Source organism: Desulfosalsimonas sp. (genome assembly GCF_055149105.1).
Map to the genome: position 1 here is coordinate 47,126 of NZ_JBSRLA010000012.1, position 23,599 is coordinate 70,724.

The 23,599-nt window shown below is 53.0% G+C and carries 21 protein-coding genes; 5 read left to right on the forward strand and 16 right to left on the reverse strand.

The window, feature by feature from the left end:
• Positions 1-3 precede the first annotated feature (3 nt).
• From dapB to ACTCIA_RS04605, 3 genes are all read right to left on the reverse strand, one after another.
• The gene (gene dapB / locus ACTCIA_RS04595) at positions 4-834 is read right to left on the reverse strand and encodes a dihydrodipicolinate reductase (protein ID WP_463000625.1); all 831 of its coding nucleotides are present in this window, start codon (positions 832-834) and stop codon (positions 4-6) included.
• A gap of 308 nt (positions 835-1,142) precedes the next feature.
• Positions 1,143-2,867, reverse strand: a complete 1,725-nt coding sequence (locus ACTCIA_RS04600) for a sugar phosphate nucleotidyltransferase (protein ID WP_463000626.1) — start codon at positions 2,865-2,867, stop codon at positions 1,143-1,145.
• A gap of 17 nt (positions 2,868-2,884) precedes the next feature.
• Positions 2,885-5,542 (reverse strand): 1-acyl-sn-glycerol-3-phosphate acyltransferase, encoded by a 2,658-nt coding sequence (locus tag ACTCIA_RS04605; RefSeq protein WP_463000627.1) that lies wholly within the window; start codon positions 5,540-5,542, stop codon positions 2,885-2,887.
• 278 nt (positions 5,543-5,820) lie between these two features.
• On the opposite strand from ACTCIA_RS04605, the gene ACTCIA_RS04610 reads away from it, so the two are divergent.
• Positions 5,821-6,108, forward strand: a complete 288-nt coding sequence (locus ACTCIA_RS04610; RefSeq protein ID WP_181551433.1) for a hypothetical protein — start codon at positions 5,821-5,823, stop codon at positions 6,106-6,108.
• Between the two features lie 112 nt (positions 6,109-6,220).
• Here the strand turns inward: ACTCIA_RS04610 and ACTCIA_RS04615 are convergent, their stop codons facing one another.
• Together ACTCIA_RS04615 and ACTCIA_RS04620 are read right to left on the reverse strand one after the other, a co-directional pair.
• Positions 6,221-6,898, reverse strand: a complete 678-nt coding sequence (locus ACTCIA_RS04615) for an RNase H family protein (protein ID WP_463000628.1) — start codon at positions 6,896-6,898, stop codon at positions 6,221-6,223.
• A 41-nt stretch (positions 6,899-6,939) separates the two neighbouring features.
• Positions 6,940-8,115 carry an exo-beta-N-acetylmuramidase NamZ family protein gene (locus tag ACTCIA_RS04620; RefSeq protein ID WP_463000629.1) on the reverse strand — a complete coding sequence of 392 codons (1,176 nt, stop codon included), beginning with the start codon at positions 8,113-8,115 and terminating at the stop codon, positions 6,940-6,942.
• A gap of 623 nt (positions 8,116-8,738) precedes the next feature.
• On the opposite strand from ACTCIA_RS04620, the gene dnaA reads away from it, so the two are divergent.
• Both dnaA and ACTCIA_RS04630 read left to right on the forward strand, forming a co-directional pair.
• Positions 8,739-10,118 (forward strand): chromosomal replication initiator protein DnaA, encoded by a 1,380-nt coding sequence (gene dnaA / locus ACTCIA_RS04625; protein WP_463000630.1) that lies wholly within the window; start codon positions 8,739-8,741, stop codon positions 10,116-10,118.
• 79 nt (positions 10,119-10,197) lie between these two features.
• A complete protein-coding gene (locus tag ACTCIA_RS04630; RefSeq protein ID WP_463000631.1) occupies positions 10,198-11,496 on the forward strand; it encodes an FAD-binding oxidoreductase in 1,299 nt (432 codons plus the stop codon).
• A 3-nt stretch (positions 11,497-11,499) separates the two neighbouring features.
• Here the strand turns inward: ACTCIA_RS04630 and ACTCIA_RS04635 are convergent, their stop codons facing one another.
• From ACTCIA_RS04635 to rpsF, 8 genes are all read right to left on the reverse strand, one after another.
• Positions 11,500-11,694 carry a hypothetical protein gene (locus ACTCIA_RS04635; protein WP_410268563.1) on the reverse strand — a complete coding sequence of 65 codons (195 nt, stop codon included), beginning with the start codon at positions 11,692-11,694 and terminating at the stop codon, positions 11,500-11,502.
• Positions 11,695-11,716: 22 nt separating this feature from the next.
• On the reverse strand, positions 11,717-12,493 hold the full coding sequence (locus tag ACTCIA_RS04640; protein WP_463000632.1) for an inositol monophosphatase family protein: 777 nt from the start codon (positions 12,491-12,493) through the stop codon (positions 11,717-11,719).
• Positions 12,494-12,505: 12 nt separating this feature from the next.
• Positions 12,506-14,215: a GTPase HflX gene (gene hflX / locus ACTCIA_RS04645; RefSeq protein WP_463000633.1), complete on the reverse strand. Its 1,710-nt coding sequence runs from the start codon at positions 14,213-14,215 to the stop codon at positions 12,506-12,508.
• Between the two features lie 48 nt (positions 14,216-14,263).
• Positions 14,264-15,664 carry a replicative DNA helicase gene (dnaB, locus tag ACTCIA_RS04650; protein WP_463000634.1) on the reverse strand — a complete coding sequence of 467 codons (1,401 nt, stop codon included), beginning with the start codon at positions 15,662-15,664 and terminating at the stop codon, positions 14,264-14,266.
• Between the two features lie 124 nt (positions 15,665-15,788).
• Entirely contained in the window at positions 15,789-16,235 is a 447-nt protein-coding gene (rplI, locus tag ACTCIA_RS04655; protein WP_463000635.1) for a 50S ribosomal protein L9, read from the reverse strand.
• Positions 16,236-16,294: 59 nt separating this feature from the next.
• The gene (locus ACTCIA_RS04660) at positions 16,295-17,251 is read right to left on the reverse strand and encodes a DUF2232 domain-containing protein (protein WP_463000636.1); all 957 of its coding nucleotides are present in this window, start codon (positions 17,249-17,251) and stop codon (positions 16,295-16,297) included.
• Between the two features lie 66 nt (positions 17,252-17,317).
• Positions 17,318-17,563 carry a 30S ribosomal protein S18 gene (rpsR, locus tag ACTCIA_RS04665; RefSeq protein WP_181551442.1) on the reverse strand — a complete coding sequence of 82 codons (246 nt, stop codon included), beginning with the start codon at positions 17,561-17,563 and terminating at the stop codon, positions 17,318-17,320.
• Positions 17,564-17,568: 5 nt separating this feature from the next.
• Complete coding sequence (gene rpsF / locus ACTCIA_RS04670; protein ID WP_463000637.1) at positions 17,569-18,021, reverse strand: 30S ribosomal protein S6; 453 nt, start codon at positions 18,019-18,021, stop codon at positions 17,569-17,571.
• Positions 18,022-18,298: 277 nt separating this feature from the next.
• Here rpsF and ACTCIA_RS04675 point away from each other — a divergent pair, with 277 nt between their 5' ends.
• Positions 18,299-18,853: a YcbK family protein gene (locus ACTCIA_RS04675; RefSeq protein WP_463000638.1), complete on the forward strand. Its 555-nt coding sequence runs from the start codon at positions 18,299-18,301 to the stop codon at positions 18,851-18,853.
• 48 nt (positions 18,854-18,901) lie between these two features.
• Here ACTCIA_RS04675 and ACTCIA_RS04680 read toward each other — a convergent pair whose 3' ends face one another.
• Complete coding sequence (locus ACTCIA_RS04680) at positions 18,902-20,569, reverse strand: L,D-transpeptidase family protein (RefSeq protein WP_463000639.1); 1,668 nt, start codon at positions 20,567-20,569, stop codon at positions 18,902-18,904.
• Between the two features lie 562 nt (positions 20,570-21,131).
• On the opposite strand from ACTCIA_RS04680, the gene ACTCIA_RS04685 reads away from it, so the two are divergent.
• A complete protein-coding gene (locus ACTCIA_RS04685; protein WP_463000640.1) occupies positions 21,132-22,481 on the forward strand; it encodes a tyrosine-type recombinase/integrase in 1,350 nt (449 codons plus the stop codon).
• A gap of 746 nt (positions 22,482-23,227) precedes the next feature.
• Here ACTCIA_RS04685 and ACTCIA_RS04690 read toward each other — a convergent pair.
• On the reverse strand, positions 23,228-23,389 hold the full coding sequence (locus ACTCIA_RS04690; RefSeq protein WP_463000641.1) for a hypothetical protein: 162 nt from the start codon (positions 23,387-23,389) through the stop codon (positions 23,228-23,230).
• 26 nt (positions 23,390-23,415) lie between these two features.
• Positions 23,416-23,599: ATP-binding domain-containing protein (locus tag ACTCIA_RS04695; RefSeq protein WP_463000642.1), on the reverse strand; the 184-nt coding region annotated here is incomplete at its 5' end.

Consider the following 23,599-nt stretch of genomic DNA (forward strand, 5'->3'; position numbering starts at 1 on the left):
CCCTTAACCCTGCTTTAGCACGTCAATCATGGAAAAGACCCGGCCCTTTTGTCCCTGGTCGATTTTTCCGGCCAGAAACAAAACCGCGTCAAAGGTTCCCTGGGCATATATGTCCCGGCCGTTGACATTGTGGGTAAACCGGAAGGTCACGGTCTTGTCCGGCGAAACCAGGGTGTAGGTGTGCCAGCCGTGGCCGGACAAGTATTGTTCGGCCACGCCCAGCCGGTCTTTCTGCTCTTTGGGATCGCGGATCCGGATGATATCGTTTTGGGAAAAAGCTGTGCCCAGCTTGTTGAAATAATCCACCATGGCCTTGGCCGTGCCCGAGGTGTCGGCCTTGGTCTGCTGGTGGCTTTCCTCGATGGTCAGTTCATATCCGGCAAACAGGTTGGGAAAGTTTTCGGCCGCATAGGCCATCATGGCCTGGAAGCCCACGATTTGCTTGGCCATGTTCGGGGCGATCACCGCGCAGGTATCCGAGTTTTCAACCGTGGCCGCCAGCTCCTGCCGGTCGCCGCCGGTGGTGCCCATGACAAAGGGGAGCTGGTTTTCACAGTAAAACCGGGCATTGTCATTGACCGCAGAGGGATGGGTGAAATCAATGGCAATCAAGTCCTTGTGGGCTTGTTTGATTTCGGCAACGGCGTCCTGCCGGTCTTTGGGCGGGATCAGGGCGATGTTTCGGCCGTTTACCGTGTGTGTGGTTGCCGTGATCTCAGCACCGGTCAAAGAGGCGTCAATGAGCTGAAACCGGCTGTCTTTGGCGGCCTTGTCCGCAAGCATGGCGGCCACGTTTCCGGGCAGGCCGTTTATCATCAGGGAAATGGGCTGCATACAAAATTTCCTTTCAAAAATTGGTGAGCCTGTAAAAAGTCTTTTTTACAGGCAGTGTTAAGTTTTAAGTGATTAAGTGTTGATGGCGCCGTAAAAAGTCCAATATCTGCGTTACGCGCAATTTCTCAGAATTTCACGTACGGATAAGTACGCTGCATTCTTCGAAATTGCGCAAGTCTTGATCTTGAACTTTTTACGGCACCATCTGAAATCAGACTTTTTACAGCGCCATCAAGTGTTAAGTAAAATCGAGAAGTTATTTCTTTGTTGGTTGGCGATTATATCAGTTTTAGGATTTCCAGGGAAACTCATTTTTCGTGCCGCCGCCTGTTCAGAAGCCGGCCGGCATGGGTAACGGTTTTTGCCAGAACAGGCAGGGGCGGGTCTGCGGCTTCGGCGGTGAGCCTTTCCAGGTTGGCCAGGGCCGCGGGCATGTAGCGGGCAAAACCGGTTTTGCCCTTTTCCCGGACCAGCCGGCCATAGGCGCCCAGGGCCTGGAGGTTTCTCGATATGGCGCAGCAGCGGTATCCTTTTTGAAAAGTTTTTTTTCTTGTGCCGGCCCTGATTCCCAATTGGTGCATTGCATAACCCCCAAGCCGGTTCTGGAACTCCGGGGCAAGGGCCACATAGGGATCTGTTAAAAGCGATGCCAGGTCATATTCCAGAGGCCCCATGCGGCCGGCCTGAAAATCAATGAAAAAAAAACCTTTTGGGGTGACCATGATGTTTCTGGACTGAAAATCCCGGTGCATGAACCCGAAACAACAGGATTCGGAAATCACATCTGCCATGGCACAGAACTCGGATTCAAGGGCCTTTGTTTCAATTTCTGTCATTTCCAGGTAATTTTGCAAAAACGCCGTCACAAAGTAGCGCCCTTCTTTTTCCAGGATCATCTGTCGGTCATAGGCCGCGCCCTGATACGCCCATGCCGGGTCAAAACCTTCACAGCCCAGACTGTGCATATTCATTAGCCGGTCAATGACGCTTTTGTAATATCTTTCAACAAGGTCCGGGCCGGGCGCGTTTTCAACGGCTTGCTGCAGCAGGGTGTCTCCCAGGTCAGCCACAAACACCAGCCCGGAAAACCGTTCATGGGCATGGATTTCGGGCACGCAAACACCCTTGTCAAAAAGATGGCGGCCAATGGCCACAAAGGCATCAAATTCCGTGACCGACTGGTCCGTGTTGATGCCGTGGTCGGCCACGATCAGGCTTTGGTTGTTAAACCCAATCCGAAGCCACTGCCGGTCCGAGCCGTCCCCGGCCAGGGCCCGGCAGTAAAGATCATCTGCACGGGGCTTTTGTCCTGTTAGGCGTTGGAATATTTCCGGGGCCATGGTGTCGATTACCGCCTGCCGGAAGCAATGGGGCGTGCCCAGGTCCATCCAGTAATGGCCCGAGACTTGGTATGCTTCGATTCTCCGGCCGTCTGCGATCATGGCGGAAAACAGGTCAATGCTGCTGACCGCCTGTTTGGGGGCAATATATTCATAAATCACCGGATCGATCACCTGCAGGCCGGTAAATGCCATAAGGCTTTGATTCCGGCCGGCCGGGGGGGTAAAGGCGGCGATGCCGCCATCCAAATCCACGGCCACCTTGTTGTATTCCGGATGATCGTGCATCACCAGGGTGGCTGCCGGGCCTCTGGCATTGTGCTGGCAGACCACGTCTGCAATGGCAATATCGGTTAAGATGTCGCTGTTGATCATCACAAAAGGCCGGTTTCCCAGCACGTCTGAGAAATTGCCGATGGCACCGCCAGTGCCCAGCAGGTGCGGCTCCCGGCGGCAGATCACCGGCACCGGGTAATTGCGGGATGCGATATATCCGGTAATCTGGTCAGGAAGATGAAAAACATTGACCGCAATGGTGCCCACCCCGGCATCGATCAGCCGGGAGATGATGATGTCAATAACCGGCCGGCCGGCCACGGCAAACAGGGGTTTGGGCACCTTCCGGCTGTGGGGGCGCAGGCGCGTGCCCAGCCCTGCGGCAAGGATCAGTGCATTAAAAGCGTTATCCGCCATTTGAAAAACCACAGATCCTAATTGGGAAGGCAGCGCCGGTAGAACTGGATTTTTTGCGTATAAAAGTCCAGCACTTCCTGGTCTTCCGGATTTTCCGGATTGTTTAAGCCCTGGCTGGTAAAAAACGCCACTGCATTTTTGTAATTGATTTTAAACAGGGCTTCCTTTCGCAGAATTTCGTTTCTCCTGTACATGCGGCTGCCCAGGGCCTGAATTTTTTTGGTGTAATTTCTGCGTTCAAGAATCGGCCCGCGGGTATAGCGCATGTAGAAATTGAGCACCACCCAGTAGGACTCAAAATAGGCGGTGAGAAATCCCGCAAACAGATTGAGCTTGCGAAATCCCGCAGATGTCACGTTATAGGTCTCCGGCAGGGCCGGATGCGGGGTGAGTACGGCATCGTCGATAAACGCCTTGATGTTTTTGCGCACCGAGGCTTCCACGTCCTCTTCAGGGTCAAAAATAAATTCCAGGGCGAAAAAATCCTTTAAAAACCCGTAATGGGGATACAGGTCCTCTGCGGTAAACTGGAACGCGTCAAGGGCCAGAATGGAAAGAGCGGTAAAGGCTGCGGGCGCAAAAAAGATCACCCCGTTGTTCTTGTAATATTCCAGGTTGGGCCGCTTGTTTTCATGGATCTTGAAAATGGGATTCGGCGGTGTGCCGGCCGGGTTGGTGGATGCGGATCGCTCAATGTATTTGTTTGAGATAAAAGTGTCTAACACCGTGTCAAAGGCCCCCTGGTTGTCAATGTAAAGGGTGTCGGTAAGCCTGACCCCTCGCGTGGTCAGATACTTCATGTAGGTTTCGGCATGTTCCAGCAGCTGGCGATAATAAATGCGCTTCTGGGAGCAGTTGAGCAGGGTGGCGGCCACCACCGCATGGGGGGTGATCACGGCCTGGCTGTTAATGGCGCTGATGATTTTTTCCCCGAATGAGTGCAGCTTCTGTCCCCGGGTTTCACGGTCCAGCTTGAAAAACGGGGTGCTGCTTTGGGAGAAATGCTGTTTTAAGGAAAAGGGCTCATGGAAGTTGATATAAATCTTGCCGTATTTCTTTTTGAGAAATTTTCTGGCCTTTACGATATTGATCAGGTTCTCCGGGCTTTTTTTGCCCCCTTCCATTTCGTGGATATAGGCCTTTTCCTCCAGGACCCGGTCATATCCGATAAAGATGGGCACAAAGAGCATGTCATCCCAGTTGTTTTTCATGTAGGCATCCACAAGCAGGGACAGAAAGCCGATCTTGGGCGGCAGCAGTTTGCCGGTGCGGCTTCGGCCGCCCTCGATGAAAAACTCCATGTGAAAGCCTTCTGTGAGCAGCTTGTTGATATAAGCCGAAAAGATCTTTGGATACAGGGGCTCGCCTTTAAATGTCCGCCTGAGAAAAAATGCCCCGCCGCCCCGAAACAACGGCCCGATGGGCCAGAACGAAAGGTTCTTGCCTGCGGCAATATGCGGGCAGGGCAGGTTGTTGTGAAAAAACACAAAAGAAAGGATCAGATAATCCAGATGGCTTTTGTGGCAGGGCACCAGCACCAGGGGCCCGGTCTTGGAGGCCTGCCGGATCCGGTCCAGGCCTTGCTGGTCCACCACCATGCCGTCGAACATGGCCCGGAAAATCCAGCGCAGGCAGATATCAAAGATCTTGATAATCTTGAGGTTGTAGTTGGCGGCAATTTCATCGAGAAAATCCGCCGCTTCCTTCTGGGCCTTGTAAATGGGGACCTTGTGTTCGGCCGCATATTCGGAAATGATGCGCTGGGTTTCCGGATGGGTCAGCACCCCCTGCATAATTTCCGTGCGGGTCTTGAGAACCGGTCCGGTAATGGACTGCCGGTGCCGGTTGATTCGGTCGATGAGAAACCGGCGCAAATAAATGGCCTGGCTTTTCTGATTGAGACTGGTGGCTTCCCGGGTCTGGAGAAAATCTTTGAGATTGACAATTTCAGCCCCCTCAATCCAGATCTTGCCGGGCCGCTTGAGCATCATCCAGAGCCTGCGCAGCCGACCGGGTTTTTCCCGGGTGCCGAAAATAACATCCGTGAGCGTCAGCCAGGTGGTCTGCGGGTCCCGGTCATAGAGAATGAGCTGGGGAACCAGGTAAATTGGCGTATCTATGGTTTTTTGGATCTCGATGAGGTAGTCCATGGGGTCGGTGCCGGATTTGGCAAGCTGGCGGTAACTCTGCTTTTCCTCGATCAGCGAAACCATTGCCGCATCCCCGGCCAAAAGACGGTTGCGGTAAAAGTGCTGCTGGTAAGGATCCGGCCAGGAAAAATACTTCAACAAATGGCTGACGTTAAAAACAAAGCCGTCAAAGACCCGTTTCAAAGGCTGCCAGAAGTAGGTGGAATAATCAAAACCAAGAACAGGATAGGGCAGACCTTCCTTGCGGTACCTGCAGTGGTAAAAAAAGTACTCAAATTTGCTGCGGTACTTGCTAACATACACGACAATGCCTGAATGGCTGAGTTCCCGGACCGTCTGCTGGAGCTGGGCATCGATTTTCGGGCGGTTAAACAAAAGGATGCTGATCAGCCGCGCCAGCAATCCTCTGCAGGCCGGCAGATAGCAGAAAAACGGGGCTATGTCGCTGTCCGCGGGATTCATGTCATCTTGCGGGGTTTTGTCAGCTGCTGTTTTTCCCTGCAGCGGGTGTCGATTATAAGCCATGGCTGCCGCCTTTTTGGTAAAGAGTTTTTATGGAACCATACCAAGTTGGCCAAGGCTTTTCAAGCGGCAAACTGTCCGTGCCTTTGGTGCGGATATCAGTGCTCCGGGCGGCCCAGGGATGTGGCATCCGCCCCCAGGGTTTTTGCTTGCTTTACAAATCCGCCTGTGTTAGATGAAAATTTGTTATTATCAAAAGCACGGGAGGTGGGTCCCACCTGATCGAAACAATCAATATTGTGATCCGATCATAAATATTAAACAAAGGAGGACGTGGCGTTATGAAAACTTTAATTGGCGGTGCAGTCGCAGCTGTAATCGGCGTAATCGGTCTGGCAATCTGGTTTGATGCATTTCTGCAGCTTCTGGCGGGTGCCATTCCGGTGATGCTGCTCCTCGGCGGTTGCCTGGCTTTGTATCTGGGCTTTGACGAGTTGAAAGATACCTGGCAGAAAGACACGGGCGTGGAGCCCGGCGGCTCTGGCCAGAGCGAAAGCGAAGCGGAAAAATACCGCAAGGAAAATGAAGAGCTTAAAAAGCAACTCGAAGAGTTAAAAGCGGAAAAATAGCCGTCTTCTGTAACTGTCCAGGGCTGTTTCCGGTCCCAGGCCCCGCTGCGCCAGGCGTTTGCGGGGTTTTATTTTTTAAACCACCGGCCGGGGGCTTGTTTTCGGATATGGCTCAATTGCCTCCACCTTTTTTGTCAATGGCTGATGTGGCCAGATGATCGGCCTGTTCATTGTCTGCAACCCCGCTGTGCCCGCGGACCTTGATGATCTTTAGGTCTGAAAACTGACTTGCCAGCTCCCTCAGCGCGCCAACCAGCTCCGGATTCTGCCGCGCCTTCCAGTTTTTGACCAAAAGTCCGTGCACATAACTGCTGTCAGTGTGGACCCGTACAGGCAGGTCCCTGCGCTTGAGTGCGGCAAGTGCGGTGCGCACCGCTTCGAGTTCGGCGATATTGTTGGTGGCGTGGCCGATATATTGCGAGATTTCCCTTTTTTTCCCCTTATAGCGAAGCACCGCACCGATTCCCGCCGGTCCCGGATTGCCCGACGATGCCCCGTCGGTATAGATGACAACGGCATTTTCAGGGTGGGCGGTGGTTTCTTGTTGTTCATCAAGGTTTGCTGGTTTTGGTTTTGTGCGCTTTTTGCCGGATTTGGTCTGCTGCGGCGCGTTTTCCAGTTCTGACAGATGATCGGGATTGACCCGGTATTCGTGGGGCTGGTCAAGCTGGTATTTGATTCGGACCCGCTTGTTTTCAATGGCGGGCCGGCCCTGGTCGTCGGTTTCCACCCAGACCTTGTTTTTTTTAAAGCGCATGCGCCGCCAGCCGGGTACGGCATTTTTTGGCATGATATTTCCTGTTCGGGTATGGTGCGGTTTTTTGTTTTTCCCTATTCATAGAGCAGATACGGCCGTATCTGCTGCTGGTAGGCTTCTGTCTGCGCCTGCCAGTGTCTTGCCATTTCAGCGGCATCTGCACCGGCTTCCAGTTGAACACGGATTTGTGCATCACCGGTGATCAGGTCAAATGGCAGTTTTTCCCACTCATATTCATAAGGCGGCATTTTCCAGGCAAATTCATTGCCAAAAAGTTTCCGGACCGCACCCACCAGGGCCAGGCTGGTCTGGTAGGGCAGGTATTTCTCCCGGTCAGTGACATGGATCTGAAATCCATGGCAGGATCTTCCGGCCCATTTTCCCGAGGTGGGCTCAAACATCGCAGGCCGGAGCACTGCGCCGGCAATGGGCGTTTCTCCCAGGGCCTTTTCCAGGACATTGGTATCCATCCATGGCGCGCCAAAGAGTTCAAACGGCTGGGTCGTGCCGCGGCCCTCGGACACATTGGTCCCTTCCCACAGGACCTGGCCGGGATATACCATTGCCGATGCCGGCGTGGGCAGGTTGGGCGACGGGGGTATCCAGGCAAGACCGGTGTCTGTATAGTACATGTGCCGTTTCCACCCTTTCATGGCAATTACGCTCAAATCGCATCCAATGTGAAATTCCGCGTTAATCAGCCGGGCGTATTCCCCGATGGTCAGGCCGTGGCGCATGGGGATGGGATAGCGCCCCACAAATGAGGCGTAACAGGGGTTAAGGCAGTTTCCTTCCACCTGCAGCCCGCCCACGGGATTGGGCCGGTCCAGGATCACCACCGCCTTTTGCTGTCTTGCGGCCTCCTCCATGCAATAGGAAAGGGTGGTGAAAAAGGTGTAGACCCGGGTTCCGGCGTCCTGGAGGTCCACGATCAGAACGTCAATGCCGTCCATCATTTCGGCAGTGGGAATGCGGGTGGCCCCGTAGAGGCTGAATACCGGGATTTGGAGTTCCTTGTCGAAAAAATCCGCCGATTCCACCATATTGTCCTGCTTTTCCGCAAAAAAACCGTGCTGGGGGGAAAACAGGGCCTTGAGCCGGCCCGGAAAAACCCGGGAAATCACGTGGCGGGCATGACGGAAACGGTCGTCCACTGAGGCCGGGTTGCAAAGCAGTCCCAGGCGTTTTTCCGCCAGGTCCGAAAGCGGGCAATGGGCCAGGTGTTTGAGACCTGTAATAACGGCGCTCATTTTGTTTTCCTTTACTGCGGGCGGATTTGCCGGTTTTTGTCCAAAAGGTGAAAAAAACTGGTGTTTTTGGTGTCAATCAAGTTTAATTATCTGAAATGATTATTTATAATTATAAGATCCCATCCTGCAAGACAATATCGTTTGGCCCTGAAATTTTACAAAAATTGACGAAAATAAAAGATCGCTCAATGCCCCGCCCCGGGCCGGTTGTCCCGGTCTTTAAAAAAAGAGGCGGGTAAATGTTACAGAATTGCGACAAAATTTTTCCATTTCAGAATTCAGCAATGGCCCGGCAATCCACTGATTGGCAGAAGATTCCGCTATATATAGAATTGTTCATAACACATCAGGGCCTGAGACGAAAAGGGGGAAAACCGAGTCTCATCGGACTTGATCGCTTTCGGGCCCTGTATTATAACCAGGGGCATTCGATGGGAGCCAGATCCCGTCAATTCAATATTTCCCGGCGATTTAAGGCCGTTTGGATACCTTCCAGTCGTATTGATTTACCATAAAGATACGGTTCTGATATTTTCGGCTTTTGCATAAGCATATCATATCCATTGCTGATTGTGACTGTATATTTTTGTTCATCCTGTTTGTATTTTAATGGAGAATGGCTCATGAAGACCGTGTGGAACAATGTTAAAACCGCTATCAAGGACCAGATTTCTCCGAGCCTGTATCGCCTCTGGATTGAGCCCATTGAGTTTGTCGAGGCACAAAGCGACACCATGATTCTGGCATGCCCCAATTTTTTCATCAAAAAAAGAATCATGGCCAATTACACGGATCTGATCAACCATGAGCTCAACCGCAAAAACGGCCGGCCGCTGACATTCTCCCTGCAGGTAAACAGCGCAAACCAGAACCAGGCCCACAACAATGACCGGGCGCAAAACGGCAATCCCGCCGCCGGGCAAAGAACCCGGGGCCGGCAGCTGACCCTGCCCGGTATAGCCGCCCAGCCCATGAACGGCCGGATACTGCGCAAGGATTATACCTTTGATCATTTTGTGGTGGGCCACAATTGTAACCTGGCCTACCAGGCCACCATGGAGCTGGCATCCGGAAAAAGCGCAAACGTCAATGCCGTGTTTCTTCTGTCGGGCACGGGCATGGGCAAAAGCCACTTGTCCCAGGCCGTGGGACACAAGATTTTGTCGGTTTCCCCGGGCGAGCGCGTCTATTACATGAGTGCTGAGGATTTTACCAATGAAATGGTGCACGCCATTAAGAGCAATTCATTGGACACCTTCAAGAAACGGTACCGGGACGGCTGTGACGTGCTGCTGCTCGAGGAAATCCACATGCTTTCGGGCCGCACCCGCACGCAGACCGAACTGGCCCTGGTGCTGGATCACCTGTATGAGTCCGGCAAGAAGCTCATATTTTCCAGCTGCGCAAGCCCCTCAGAGATTCCCAGAATGAGCGATCATCTCATATCCCGGCTGGGCCAGAGTATGATGACGGCAATCGATGCCCCGGACTTCAAAACCCGGCTCCGGATTCTGCGGGCAAAGGCGCGCTGCCGGGGTATTGAACTGCCCGGGCAGGTGGCTGAATACATGGCCGGCGAACTGGTGGACAACGTGCGGCAGCTGGAAAACGGGCTGATCGGCGTGGCCTCCCGCAGTTGCCTGATGGGCGATCAAATCGATCTTGATTTGGCCGAGCAGGTGGTCAAAAATATTGTCACCCGGAAAAAAACCATTACCATTGATTCCATTTCCCGGCTTGTGAGCCGGGAATTCGGGGTTCCGCTAAAGGATATGATTTCCAGGTCCAGGAAAAAATCCGTGGTGCGGACCCGGCAGGTGGCCATTTTCCTGGCCCGCAGACATACAAGCCAGCCTTTGCAGTCCATTGGCAGAAAGTTTAACCGGAAGCATGCCACGGTGATCCATTCCATCAACTCGGTGGAAAAGGAACTCAAGCTCAAGGGCGAGCTGTTCCGACAGGTGCAGATCATCGAGAAAAAACTGGAGTCCGGAAGCGATTAAACCCATTTCTCCCAAAGTCCATGACCGGCTCAGCCAGATCCTGGGGCCGGATAACTATTCCCGGCAAAAAGAAGACCGGGTGAGCTATGCCTATGATGCCACCCGTCAGGAGCACGTGCCCGAGGCCGTGGCATTTCCGCAAAATCCCGGACAAGTGGCTGAAATCCTGGGTCTGGCCACGGCCCACGGCTTTGCTGTCACTCCCAGGGGGGCGGGATCGGGCATGAGCGGCGGAGCCCTTGCCGCCAGGCAGGGCCTGGTGCTGGTGATGACCCGTTTTAACCGGATTGTCCGCATTGATGCCGACAATTTCATCGGGGTTGTCCAGCCCGGGGTGGTCACCGGAGCGTTTCAGCGGGCCGTGGCCGGCCACGGCCTGTTTTATCCACCCGATCCCTCAAGTGCGGACTTTTCCACACTGGGCGGCAATCTGGCCGAATGCGCCGGCGGTCCAAGAGCGGTGAAATATGGTGTGACCCGCGATTACGTGCTGGGCCTGGAGGTGGTGCTGCCCACCGGCGAGATCATCAAAACAGGGGTGCAGACTGTCAAGGGCGTGGTGGGCTATGACCTGACCCGCCTGATCGTGGGCTCGGAAGGAACCCTGGGGGTGATCACGGAGATGACCCTGCGCCTGCGGGCGCAGCCCCAAACCGTTGAAACCCTGTCTGCCTGGTTTGTGAAAATGACCGATGCCGCCCGGGCCGTGGCCGCGATACTGCAAAGCGGCATTGTACCCAGAGCCCTGGAGTACATGGACAAAAACGCCATTTCCTGCGTGAAAAATTATCTGGAAGGCGGGGTCCCGGAAAACCGCGAGGCCATGCTGCTCATTGAAGCCGACGGCAGCCCGGGACAAACCGCAGAAGCAGTGGAAAAGATTGAAAAGGTGCTGGCCGACCACGGAGGCCTTGATGTCCGCGTCGCCCGGAACCCGGATGCGGCCGCCGGGCTGTGGCGGGCCCGCAAGGCCATTTCCCCGGCCCTTTACACCTACGGGCCCCACAAGATCAATGAAGACATCGTGGTGCCCAGAAGCCGGCTTCCGGAAATGGTGGAGAAAATCCGCGACCTGGGGGAAAAAACCGGGCTGACCATGGTCAGCTTCGGCCATGCCGGTGACGGAAACATTCATTTCAACATCATGCTGGACAAAAACGAGCCCGCCCAGCTGCTGGCCGCCCGCCAGGCCGTTGATGAGATTTTTGACTTCACCCTGGCCCTGGGCGGAACCATCTCGGGGGAGCACGGTGTGGGTCTGGCCAAAGCGCCCTATATGCAAAAGGAAATTTCAGATGCCGCTCTTGGCCTGATGCAGCGGATCAAGGCCGCATTTGATCCTGCCGGGATTTTAAACCCCGGCAAGATGCGGCTTTAGGCGTTACTGGATGTTGGTGGTGGCCTCGTAGGAATTCATCAGATCCTCGAGTTGTTCAATGCGCATCTGCTGGGACTGCTCCACTGCGCAGCGCAGGCGCAGGGCGCAGTATTTGCGGCAAATGCGCGCCTGGATGTCAAACCTGCCGTAGCACTCCACTGTGTCTTCGTATTCGTCGCTCAAGTAAAACTCCTTCATGGTATGTCTTCTTTATTCTTGTTTACGTTAACAATGAACGCAAATCTTCGTGAATATGGCCGTTTGTGGCCAGAAGTGTTTTTTCGTATATATCATACGGCCTGCCGGAAAAATCAGTGACCACTGCACCGGCTTCCCGGGCGATCAGGGTTCCCGCAGCCGTGTCCCAGGGCTTTAATCCCTGCTCCCAGAACCCCTCAAATCTTCCGCAGGCCACAAAACAAAGATCCAGGGCCGCGGATCCGAGCCTGCGCACGCCAATGGCGGCGGAAAGGCATCTGGCAAATTTTTCCATGTAGGGTTCGGGATTTTCCTTGATGTCATAGGGAAAACCCGTCACCAAAAGGCTCTCAGAAATTTGCCGGCAGTCTGAAACGCTTATGGGCCGGCCGTTTAACTGTGCGCCTTGTCCTTCTACAGCCGTAAACAATTCCCCGGTTACCGGGTTTAGCACCACTCCGGCCCTAAGCTGCCGGTTTTCAGCAAATGCAATGGAAACAGAGAAAACCGGCACCTGGTGGGCAAAATTGGTGGTGCCGTCCAAAGGATCAATGATCCAGGTGCAGCCATCAGTGCCGGTGTCCTGGGCATTGCTTTCCTCGGCCAGAATTTTGTGATCAGCAAAACGGCTTTGGATGGTTTCTATGATCTGTTTTTCAGATGCGATGTCTGCGGCCGTGACCAGGTCCTTGGGACCTTTCTTGCTGACCTCTCCGAAATTGCCCAGGTGGCTGCGCAGGATTTCTCCGCTTTTGTAGGCCGCCCCCACTGCTGTATTTTTAATCAGGTTCAAATCCATAAGCAATTTATATTAGAGCACCCGGCCCGTATTCGTCAACAGGGGATTTATTTCCATGGCCGCGTCATCTGACAGCCAGGTAACATTAGGTCCTGCCGCCTCTCCGGCAATGACCTGCTCCATTTTTTCAATAAGCGGATGCAGGGTTTGAGCCTTTGTTGCGGTAATGGCGATGCCGTTGGTTTTGGCTGCAAGCATCTCCATGGTACCGGCATCCACACGGTCCTGCTTGTTTAAGACATTTAGAACCGGGATCCGGTCCAGGCCCAGATCCTGAAGAATGCCGTGCACGGATTGCATCTGCCGGAGGCAGTCGGCATTGGCCGCATCAATGACGTGCAACAGCAGATCCGCGTTTTCCAGTTCCTCCAGTGTCGCCCGGAAGGCCACTCGCAGCTCTTTTGGCAAATCCTGGATAAAGCCCACCGTGTCCGTGATGATCACCTCGGTGTCTTTGGGAAATTTCAGCCGCCGGCTCGACGGATCCAGGGTGGCAAACAGCCGGCTTTCAGCCAGCACCTGGCTGTGGGTCAGGGTGTTTAGCAGTGTGGATTTGCCCGCGTTGGTGTAGCCGATAATCGAGATTACCGGCAGACCCCGCTTGGAACGGCGGGCTTTTTGCTGTTTGCGCTGCTTTTTGACATTGCCCAGGGCCTTTTCCAGCCGGGTGATTCGGTCCCGGACACGGCGGCGGTTGATTTCCAGCTTGGTTTCACCCGGGCCCCGGCCGCCGATGCCGCCGGTCAGGCGGCTCATGGCCGTGTTTTTAAATACCAGTCTCGGCAGCAGGTATTTGAGCTGGGCCAGTTCCACCTGGATTTTTCCTTCCCGGGACTGGGCCCGCTGGGCGAAAATGTCGAGGATGAGCTGTGTGCGGTCCAGGACGCGAAATTCGATCTGGTCGGTGATCGAGCGCATCTGGGACGGATTTAACTCCTGGTCGAAAACAATCAAGGTGGCACCGGTCTGCATCGCTTGAATGGTCAGCTCCTCGAGCTTTCCGGTTCCCATCAGAAATCTGGGGTTGATCTTTTTGCGGTGCTGGACAATGGTGTCTAAAACCTCGATTCCGCTGGAGCGGGCAAGCTCGCGCAGTTCTGTCAAAGACGCCTGTGCCCGGGCCCGGGAGGCGGTGGTGACGCTGACCAGAACCGCCCGTTCCTTTCCTTCCGCCACCTCGCGTGTGGCCTGGTGCTGGGACAGTTCGTCCTCGATGGCGCGGATCAGGCCTGCACAGTCCACCTGCGGATCCATTGGATCGACCGGATCCAGAATCCGGTGGGGCTGGCTGGCCTCAGAAGAGGGCAGAATATGGGCGATATGCATCCGCTCCGGTTTTCCCTCACGCGTTGCGGTGATTGCCGCCATCATGTCCAGCCGCAGAAGTGTCAGGTCCGTGAGGTCGTCGCGGGTCAGGGTCTCATCGTTTAAGTGGGTGTGGATGCAGCGCAGCCCCTTGAGCCGTCCCGGCGGCGTTCGGTATTGGCTTGTGTCGGGCAGTACGATTTTCTGGTTGTCGCCCACGATCACTTCGGCGATTTTTCCGGAACGCGCCACCAGAAGTCCGATCTGGCGGCGGGTTTCAGCGCTGATGCTGCAGATTTCCCCGGCAAGCTCGGGGGAAATGACCGATTCCGGCGGAATTCGGTGGTGGTACAGGTTTTCAATTCGCCGGACGGCGCCGGCCTTGAGTCCGCCGGTATTGCCTGAAAGGTTTTTCATTCGCTTAACAGTTGCAACTCCCTTTTATCTAAAACTTGCATTGCCGGCTTACGTCCCTTCCAATTCCGGTGCGTATTGCCCGTAGGCCAGGTTTTCAAACCGCGTGTATTCACCTTTGAACACCAGCGGGCACATGCCGGTGGCCCCGTTTCTCTGCTTGGCCAGGTGAATTTCGGCAATGTTTTTGTTGGGATTGTTTTCGTCCGGATTATAGATGTCATCCCTGTATATAAATATAACCAGATCCGCGTCTTGTTCAAGGGCTCCGGATTCGCGAAGGTCGGAAAGCTGGGGGCGCTTGTCGCTGCGATCCTCCAGGCGGCGGTTGAGCTGGGACAGGGCAAGAATGGGAATGTTTAATTCCTTGGCCAGGCCCTTGAGGGTTCTCGACATTTCCGAAATTTCCAATTCCCTGCGTTCGAAGTTTTTCCGCGGCCGCATGAGCTGCAGGTAATCGATGATGATCATGCCCACGCCCTTTTCCCGTTTCAGGCGGCGGGTCTTGGTCTTGATGTCAAGGGAGGTCAGATCCGGGGAGTCATCGATATAAATGGGCGCAGAAGACAGTACGCCTGCCGCGTTGGTCAGGCTGTACCAGTCGTCATCATTGAAAAACCCGTCGCGAACCCGGGAGGAGTCAATGCGTGCCTCTGCGCACAAAAGCCGCATGGAAAGCTGTTCCTTCGACATTTCCAGAGAAAACATGGCAACCGGAGTGTCGGCTTCCACGGCTGCATACCGGGCCATGTTCAGGGCAAGTGCGGTTTTTCCCATGCCCGGGCGGGCGGCCATGATGATCAAATCCGAGGCCTGAAAGCCGGATGTCATTTCGTCGAGCTTTTTAAACCCCGTGGGCACCCCGCTGATCAGCGACTTGTTTCCCTGCCGGGCCTCCAATGCATCAATGTTGGATTCAATGATTTTGCTGATGGGATAAAAGTTTTGCTTCTGCTTTTTATCCGCAATATCAAACAGGGCCCCTTCAGCGTAATCAATGACATCGTCTGTGCTGCCTGACTCGCTGTAGCACTTTTCCACGATATCACTTGCCGTGCGGATCAAATGTCGCAATACGGCACGGTCCTGGATAATCTGGGCGTAGTGCTTGGCATTGGCCGGCACAGGCGCGGTATCCACGATTTTGGCGAGGTAGGCTGCCCCGCCGATGGATTCAAGCTCGTTGGAGCGCCTCAGGTGCTCGGCCAGGGTAACCAGGTCCACGGGCTGGTCTTCGGCAAACAGTTCGGTGATGGCGGAGAAAATTTTCTGGTGCGCGCTTTTGTAAAAGGCTTCGGGCGTGAGGATATCAAGGATGTCGAGCAGGATGTTGTTATCCAGCAGGGCAGCGCTGATAATGGATTCCTCGGCCTCGAGGCTCTGAGGCGGAAGCTTTTGAAGCGACGGATCTTTGCTGCTCATGGCACGGCCCGGGATATACAGCCGGGACATCAAGCCGGCCCCGGCAGGTGTGAATCAAAAAACAAACCGCTGAACACCGCCGCGGTTTTTTCTCAAGGCGGATCCGCCCGGGCAGGGCAGATCCGCTTCAAATACGTATAAAACGACCCGAGTATCAGGATTCGGGCACGACCTCAACGGTGATTTCCGGTTCAACATCCCGGTAGACGCGCACCGGCACCTGGTAGGTACCCAGGGTCTTGATGGGGTCGGCCAGGAGGATGGCGCGTTTTTCCACTTCAATTCCCTTTTGCTCCAGGGCTTCGGCAATGTCGCGCACGGCAACCGATCCGTACAGGCGGTCTTCATCCGCCACCTTGGCCGGAATCTGCACGGTGATGCCTTCGAGCCGGGCGGCCATTTCCTCGGCAAGCTTGCGTTCCTTGGCAAGCTGAAGCTCGATTTTGGCCCGCTCCTGCTCCATTTTTTTGCGGTTTTCTTTGGTGGCCTGCACAGCCTTGCCCTGGGGAATCAGATAGTTGCGGGCATAGCCGGCTTTCACATCCGCCTCTGAGCCGATAATGCCCAGAGATTCGATGGTTTCTTTTAATATGACTTTCATCTCTTGTCCTCCGATGGTGCACGTAAGTTGCATATTTTTAGCTCGTGGGATCCGTCTGTTTATGACGAATCCGGATGATCACCGGGAGCTGCGTTTATTTTTCGAAAATCAGCCCAGGTGTCGAAAAATCCCAGGCCGATCACCATCAGGGCCAGTGCCTGCTGGATGGCGATTAACACGTATATGAGCACCCGCAAAAACAAAGGCATCTGTTTTTTCTCAAAATACCATGAGATTACGGCAATGCCCTGAAACAGGTAAATGAGCATCAGCAGAATCAATGCATTGGCACCCATAAAGGCCAGGGGGCTGCTTGCCACCCAGAGCAGCAGCGCCGATGCAATCACCGCCCAAACCATTGCGTCCGGGGCTTTCCATAGATTGAGCCGGCCAAAGCCCGGTTCGGGCAATTGCCTGGCCCTGAGTGCGGCCCTGGCGATCAGCAGGTTTGCCCAGCCGGCAAAAATCAGGCCCGAGGCTGTCAGGGCCGGCAGGATGCCCATGATCACATAATGAATCCGGTCCATGGACTCGGTGAGCACCCGGATGCTGGATTCGGGCATCTCCATTGTCTCGTATGCCGCGGCTGTCAGCTCCAGGTTCCTGCGGACATATTCCGAAATCATTTCCAGGGGCCCGGATGCGGAAAAACTGCCGATAAACAGCAGCGCGGCCAACCCTGCGGTCCAAATCAGGACACCCGGGTAGCCGATGGTTTTTTCAACGCTTAAATTCTGCATCAGGGCTTCGGCCATGGCAAATCCCAGGCCGATCATGCATAAAATCAGCCAAAGGTCCACCACGTGACCGGGCCCGGACACCTGGATGACAACCACGGCAAGCATTGCCATGATCCCGGCGCTTTTTCGGCCCAGCTTGAGCCGGTACAAAAGCATGGGCAGGGGCAAAAGCAGAAAACAGACAAATCCCAGGATAGGGAAATACAGCGCCACCGCCCCGAACAAGGCCAGAATGCCGGTACCCGCCAGAATATCGCGTGGATTATATGTTGTCATCATGGATCCGGGGTGGTTTTGCCCCTTCCGTGATTTTTGCGAATATGGGCGCCTGCGGACTGCCGGTTACAGGTCTGATGTGCCCACGTACGGAAGCAGGGCGATTTTGCGGGCCCGCTTGATGGCAGTGGCCAAATGCCGCTGATGCTTGGCGCATGTTCCGGAAATCCGGCGGGGGATGATTTTGCCCCGCTCGGTGATAAAATATTTGAGCATGCCCGGATCTTTATAATCGATTGCCAGTTTGCTGTCAGCACAGAAACGGCAGACTTTGCGGCGATGGAAAAAACGTCTTTTGTTCATTACAGCCATTGGATCTACTCCTTTTCTTCTGCTGCCGGCTCGGCCTGGGCTTCAGGTGCGGCAGCCGCCTGGGGGGTTGGGGTGGCTTCGGCTTCGGCTTCGGACGTATCGGTTTCGGCCGGGTTTTCAGCGGCTGCCTGCTGCGGCTCTTTTGCCGCCTTCAGGCTTTCTGCATCCACGTTTTCTTCCAGCCGGATGGTCATAAAACGCAGCACCCGCTGGTCGTGTACCAGTGTGCGCTCCATGGCGTCGACAACCTCGCCGTTGCCGCAGAAATCAATGCGCACATACTGGCCCTGCCGTTTTTTGCCGATTTCATAGGCAAGCTTGCGCGTACCCCAGTCATCGAGCTCGATTAAAACGCCGTTTCGCCGGTTCATCTGCTCTTCCAGGCGCTCCATCAACGCCTTCTTGTCGTCTTGTCCGACATCGGCGTCAATGATCACAATGTTTTCGTAATGGTTCATTTGTCCTCCTTTTGGCTGATAAAGCCCTGATTTGTCGGAAATTGGATGTTGCCCGAATCAGAGCAAGGAAAGAATCAATCACATATAAATCCCGTTATTAAACCCGTTTTTCCGCAACCTGTCAAGCATAATCTGACCCGAAAAATTCAATGCCAGTCCCCTGAAATTGGCAGCCATGTCAACCATGTTGACGCTTCTTGTAAATTCTGTTATCTATCCTCAAACTGAACCTTTTTGCCGAATCTTCCAACCTTCAGCTTAAAACCAGCCCAAGAAAATGAACATATCCAGAAGATCCTTTTTAAAACAGGCAGCCGCCGGCACCTTCGCATGCATGCTGCCATGGCCTGCGGCCCGGCCCGCCGCAGCGGAACTGCGCCGCCGCGGAATTTCAGGTGTTCTTTGCGTGCACAATATCCATACCGGAGAATCGCTTCGCATCCGGTATCTCGACGATCAGGGAAACTGGATTGCCGGGGCCCGGGAAAAACTGGACCAAATCTTTCGCTGCCATTACAACGGCACGGTCAAACCCATTGAGCCGTCGTTGTATCTTTTGATTGATCGTATCCACACCCGCCTTGGGGCCGGCCGCCGGCCTGTCCGGCTGATTTCCGGCTACCGGTCCCCGGAGTATAACCGGCTGCTGCGTGCCAGGGGCAGCGGTGTGGCCAAAAACAGCTATCATTTAAAAGCCATGGCCGCAGACATTCATATCAGCGGCATTCATAACCGGCGCTTGTACCAAGCCGCCAGGGGAATCAAGGCCGGCGGGGCAGGCAGTTATTCCGAATTTGTGCACGTGGATGTGGGGCCGGTGCGCTTCTGGTAGAAAGCCCGGTTTCATCTCTTTTCCACTTCTGTTTGCGTTCCGGCCGCCTTATTGTGAATCCAGAGCTTTTTCCAGCGCCTTGTCGAGTTCGTATACATCCTTCCGGTAATTGACAACGCCGCCCGGGCTGACCCAGAAAGTCCGGTAGACCAGATGAACCGCAATCCGGTCATGGACGCGCACAGCTGTGGTTTTTCCGCTTTTGATGATCTTTTCTATGCGGGACCGATCCCATAACGGGTTGGTTTTCAGAATAAAAAGCGCCAGTTCAACGGGTTTTTCCACCCGGATGCAGCCGCTGCTAAACGCGCGCACCCGTCGCTGAAAAAGGTGCTGTTCCGGGGTGTCGTGGAGATAAATGCTAAATCTGTTGGGAAAGATGAATTTGATTTGGCCCAGTGCGTTCCAGGGGCCGGGCTTCTGGCGCAGGCGCCCCGGGAAATTGCGGATATAAACGTTTGACCAGTTGATGGCCTCCGGGCTCACACGGGTGTCATTGGCCTGCCATCCGCTGAGGACTTCAAAATGGTTTTCGGCAAAATAGTCCGGGTTTTCTCTGATTTTGGGGAGTACCTTTTTTTCCAGGATCCCGGGGGGCACATTCCAGTAGGGATTGATCACCAGATGGGCCATGTCTTTGGTCAAAAGCGGGGTCATCTCGCTTTTTGTGCCTGAGATCACGCGCATTTTCAAAACACGGTCCTGATTTTCCCAGGCATTGAGCTCAAAGCCGGCGGAATTGATAACAATGCGCCGCCTTGCAGGCTTTCGGGGCAGCCACCGCCGGCGTTCCAGGTTGGCGCGAATTGTATGCATCCGGTCGTGTAAGGGCCGGTTTAGCGCGGCCATGGTTTTTCTGCCAGCCACCCCGTCTGCGGCCAGGCCGTGGCGCTTCTGAAATCTCATAAGGGCTTTTTTCACCCCGGCATCAAAAACAGGCGACAGGCTGGTTTTCTCCACCTTTTTAAGGTCGCCTTCTGCGGCCAGGATTTGGCGCAGCTGCAAAACCGCAGGTGATTTGTCTCCCTTTTGAAGCACTTCTCCGGAATCCAGGTGCACCTGCGCACCGGAAGCCATGCGCTTTTGAAGACGTGCGGCCTGGGCTGTGGCCGCCTTGTAACCGTCTCCGGCCGGCGCCAGTGCCTGTAAAGCCTGCCGCACATCATAGGGTGTTTTCATGTCGCCCAGAAAACCCAGAATTTTTTGGGCTTTATTCTTCTCCGGATATTCAATCATCTCACTGGAATATACGCTAAGGGGATCGATTTTTCCGTGGGCCAGGTGGTCTGCATATTTGAAAAACGCATGGGAAAGCATGATGTCCATGGCCGCCAGATTCCGCCCATCAAACCGGCCCAATTCCCGGGATGCCAGTCTTTTTTGCCATTCGGCCAGACATCCGTGATAATAGTCATCCGGCAGCAGACCGTGGTGGCCGGCCTCGCCCGCGGCTTTTATAAATTCCCGGCCTGCATCCAAAAGCCTGTTTTCATCCACCCAGATTGGCCGGTATCCGCGCTTGGCATAAACCTTTGCAATTTCCTGGCGCACCGAAATCGGTGCACACCCGATCCAGAATCTGCGGGCTTGTGTGCCGGCACTCAAATAATTTTCCAGGTTCGCTGAAATCCTTCCGGCCCCGGATTCTGCAAACCCCGCAGTCAGGTGCACCATCAGAAAAACAACAAATGCTTTTGAAAGGTAACGGCTTATCAATTTTATCGCTTCAGTATGTTTGGCCCTGTGATAATCCGGAGCGGCCTGTGGAATAATCCGTTTTTCACCCCGATACCGCCGGGAGACCGCTTTAACTATCCCAGTATCATAGTTTAGCACAGACACATCAGCAAGCAGATGTTTTTGATAGTGTTAAACATGGAAGGCGGCCATGGCAAGAAAAAGCTTTTTACATCCCAGTAATGTGGTTTTCTTTCATTTTCCACTTTTCCAACAAAAAAACCCGGCTGTTTCGCCGGGTTTTCAATGTGGTTATAAATTGTGCTTTATTAAAGGAGGGGGGAGATTTATAACCCCTTGATTTTACTGGTGGGCCGTGAAGGAATCGAACCTTCAACCTACTGATTAAGAGTCAGTTAAAAGTGATTTCACGGTTTATCACTTGCTTTCATTTTTAATACATATTTCATTGACTTTTAGATAGTTATGTATTATATTGTTTTCACGTGGCATCACTCAGATTACCATTGTTTCACCAGAAAAATTCATACATAGTTCATACAGATTTTGGGCCGTATTTATAGTGCAGGAAGATGGCGACATGAAAAGAATACCCAAAAAAAATAACCAGAACAAAACATGGAAAAAAACATCTTTCCCTGGGATTTTTTACCGGGAAGTTTGTGATGCAAAAACAGGATCAATTGTAGATTATTATTATGTAGGCTGGTTTTCTGTCAATAAAGAAAAATTCCAGGTCGTGTTTGGTAGCAAGAATAAGTTTCAATGGACTCCCAAAGCCTGTGCGGATAAAATGGCTGAATTCCGGGGTAATGCAAAACAAGGTGTCCGTCCCCGGACTTTCCGGGAAGAACAAGAATTGAGCCAGGAAAAGGAACGGGCAGAGGAGGCAGAGAGAAAACGCCTTGAAAGGGAAAACACCACATTTCATGATTATTTTACGGAAACTTATTTGCCTCAAGCTAAAATGGACAAAAAGCCAGTAAGTTATAAGAATGAAGAGAGCTATTTTAACAATTGGATTGATCCCGGGATGGGAAGTAAGTCATTGAAAGAAATCACGGCTGAGGATTTGGAAAATCTCAAAGCTCAAATGCAGGAGGCTGGGTGTTCACCTCGAACCATTCAGTTTGCATTATCAGTGATACGGCAAGTATTTAACAGCGCGATCAACTCGGAGTTATATAAGGGTCAGAGCCCTGTTAGAAAAATTAAATGGCCCAGAGTAGGTAAAGGCAGAACAAGATTTTTAACAAAACACGAAGCCGATATCTTATTAAACCGACTGGCAGGGAAAAGCATTGATTTGTATGAAACGGCATTGCTCAGTCTCCATACAGGTATGAGATCCGGAGAGATACACAACTTGACATGGCAGGACCTGGATTTTGAAGGCGGCATGATACATATCACCAATGCAAAAGATGCCAAAAGGGATGGGAAAGTTAGAACTGTTTACATGTCTGGACAAGTTAAAGAAATGCTACAAAGAAGGCGACAATTGAGTGACAATATTTACGTTTTTCCCGCGAGCAATGGGAAAAAACGTGGGATGATATCAAAAGCCTTTTATGATGTGGTTAGAAAAACGGGGTTGAATGATGGTGTGGAAGATGAAAACAAAAAGGTTTGTTTTCACACCTTGCGCCACACTTTTGCCTCTTGGCAGATCCAGAACGGCATGAGTTTATACGAGTTACAAAGGCTTTTGGGGCAGGAGTCTTACGCAATGGTGCAGCGTTATGCCCATCTTGCTCCCGAAAATTTGAAGAAAGCCACAGCCGTTTTTGACAACCCAGAGAATCAGGTGACCAAAGCCCAAAACGAGGAAGCCGATGAAAAGGGCGAGAATCAGACAAAGGAAGGAGATCAAAGCGACCAGCAAAACGCAAAGGTCATTCCATTTAAAAGGGGAAGCGGCCAACATTGAGTGGCTATTGAATTATAAATCATTGATATTATATATTGTTTTTAATTTATCGGCCGAAAAGTTCACAAAAGCACATCACGCCCCTTAATACCCTATCATTTTTAACCCATTATTGTGTATTAACCTCATGATAATGGGAGCAACACAATGCAGATCAACATCTTTCAAGAAATGGTGAAGGCATGGGGGAGTCCGGTTGTCCCCCGGCAGAAAGTGGGCCAGTTTAGCGGAGGCCTGCTCAATCCCCGCACAATGGCAAACCTTGATTGCTTGGGGGTTGGCCCAAAAAGCAAAAGACGGGTCAGCAACAGAATTGTGTACCGGACAAAGGACCTTGCTGAATGGTTAGAGGAGCGGAGTTCAGAGAATTAGCGATGGTAGCAAGGCTTATGGGTGTAACCGAAAAACGGGGGCACACAGCCCCCGTTTTCCTGATTGTGGCGTACCATTAACAGCATGGCGTGGAAGCTATGAGTTGGAAGCCCTGATGGACCGTTGGGACCGGAGTCTTTACCAAAGGCAAAAGGTGTTACAAGCCAGCGGACGTGGTTTTACAGTCCATTCCTTGAAATTTTCCGGCTTTCAATACGTTTATTGAGTGCATTCAATTCAGCCAATTTAAAAAGTACCAGTGTTGGTGCCGGCTCATGTAGCGTCTCAAAGGATCAAAGCTCTGTGAGACTGGGGCATAATAAAAACCACAGGTATGTGACGGCATGTACCATGACTATCCTGCCAAGAATTCTTTAATGAGAAATAAAAGGGGCTTTGCCGCCGGCCCGGTTGTTGATAAGGATGTTGCTTTCAATGCAATCCTCTACTGCTTTTTGCATTAGATCTGCCGTATCCTTTACCATCCGGGTCTGCAGCATCCCCTCTACGAGTTTGTCAAAGGGATTTGGATTCATTCTCTACATCCCTTAAATATCATGGATCAGGCTGAGATAAGCTCCTTCAAAGCCGTTTGCCGTTGACTGGTATCCTGATTCTTGACTGCCATTGCCAACGCCTTTCGGGTACCAACAAAAAATGCATATTTCCTGGCCCTTGTCAGTCCAGTATACAAAAGATTCCGGAAAAGCATTTTAAAGTGCTGGGTCAACACCGGTATAATCACT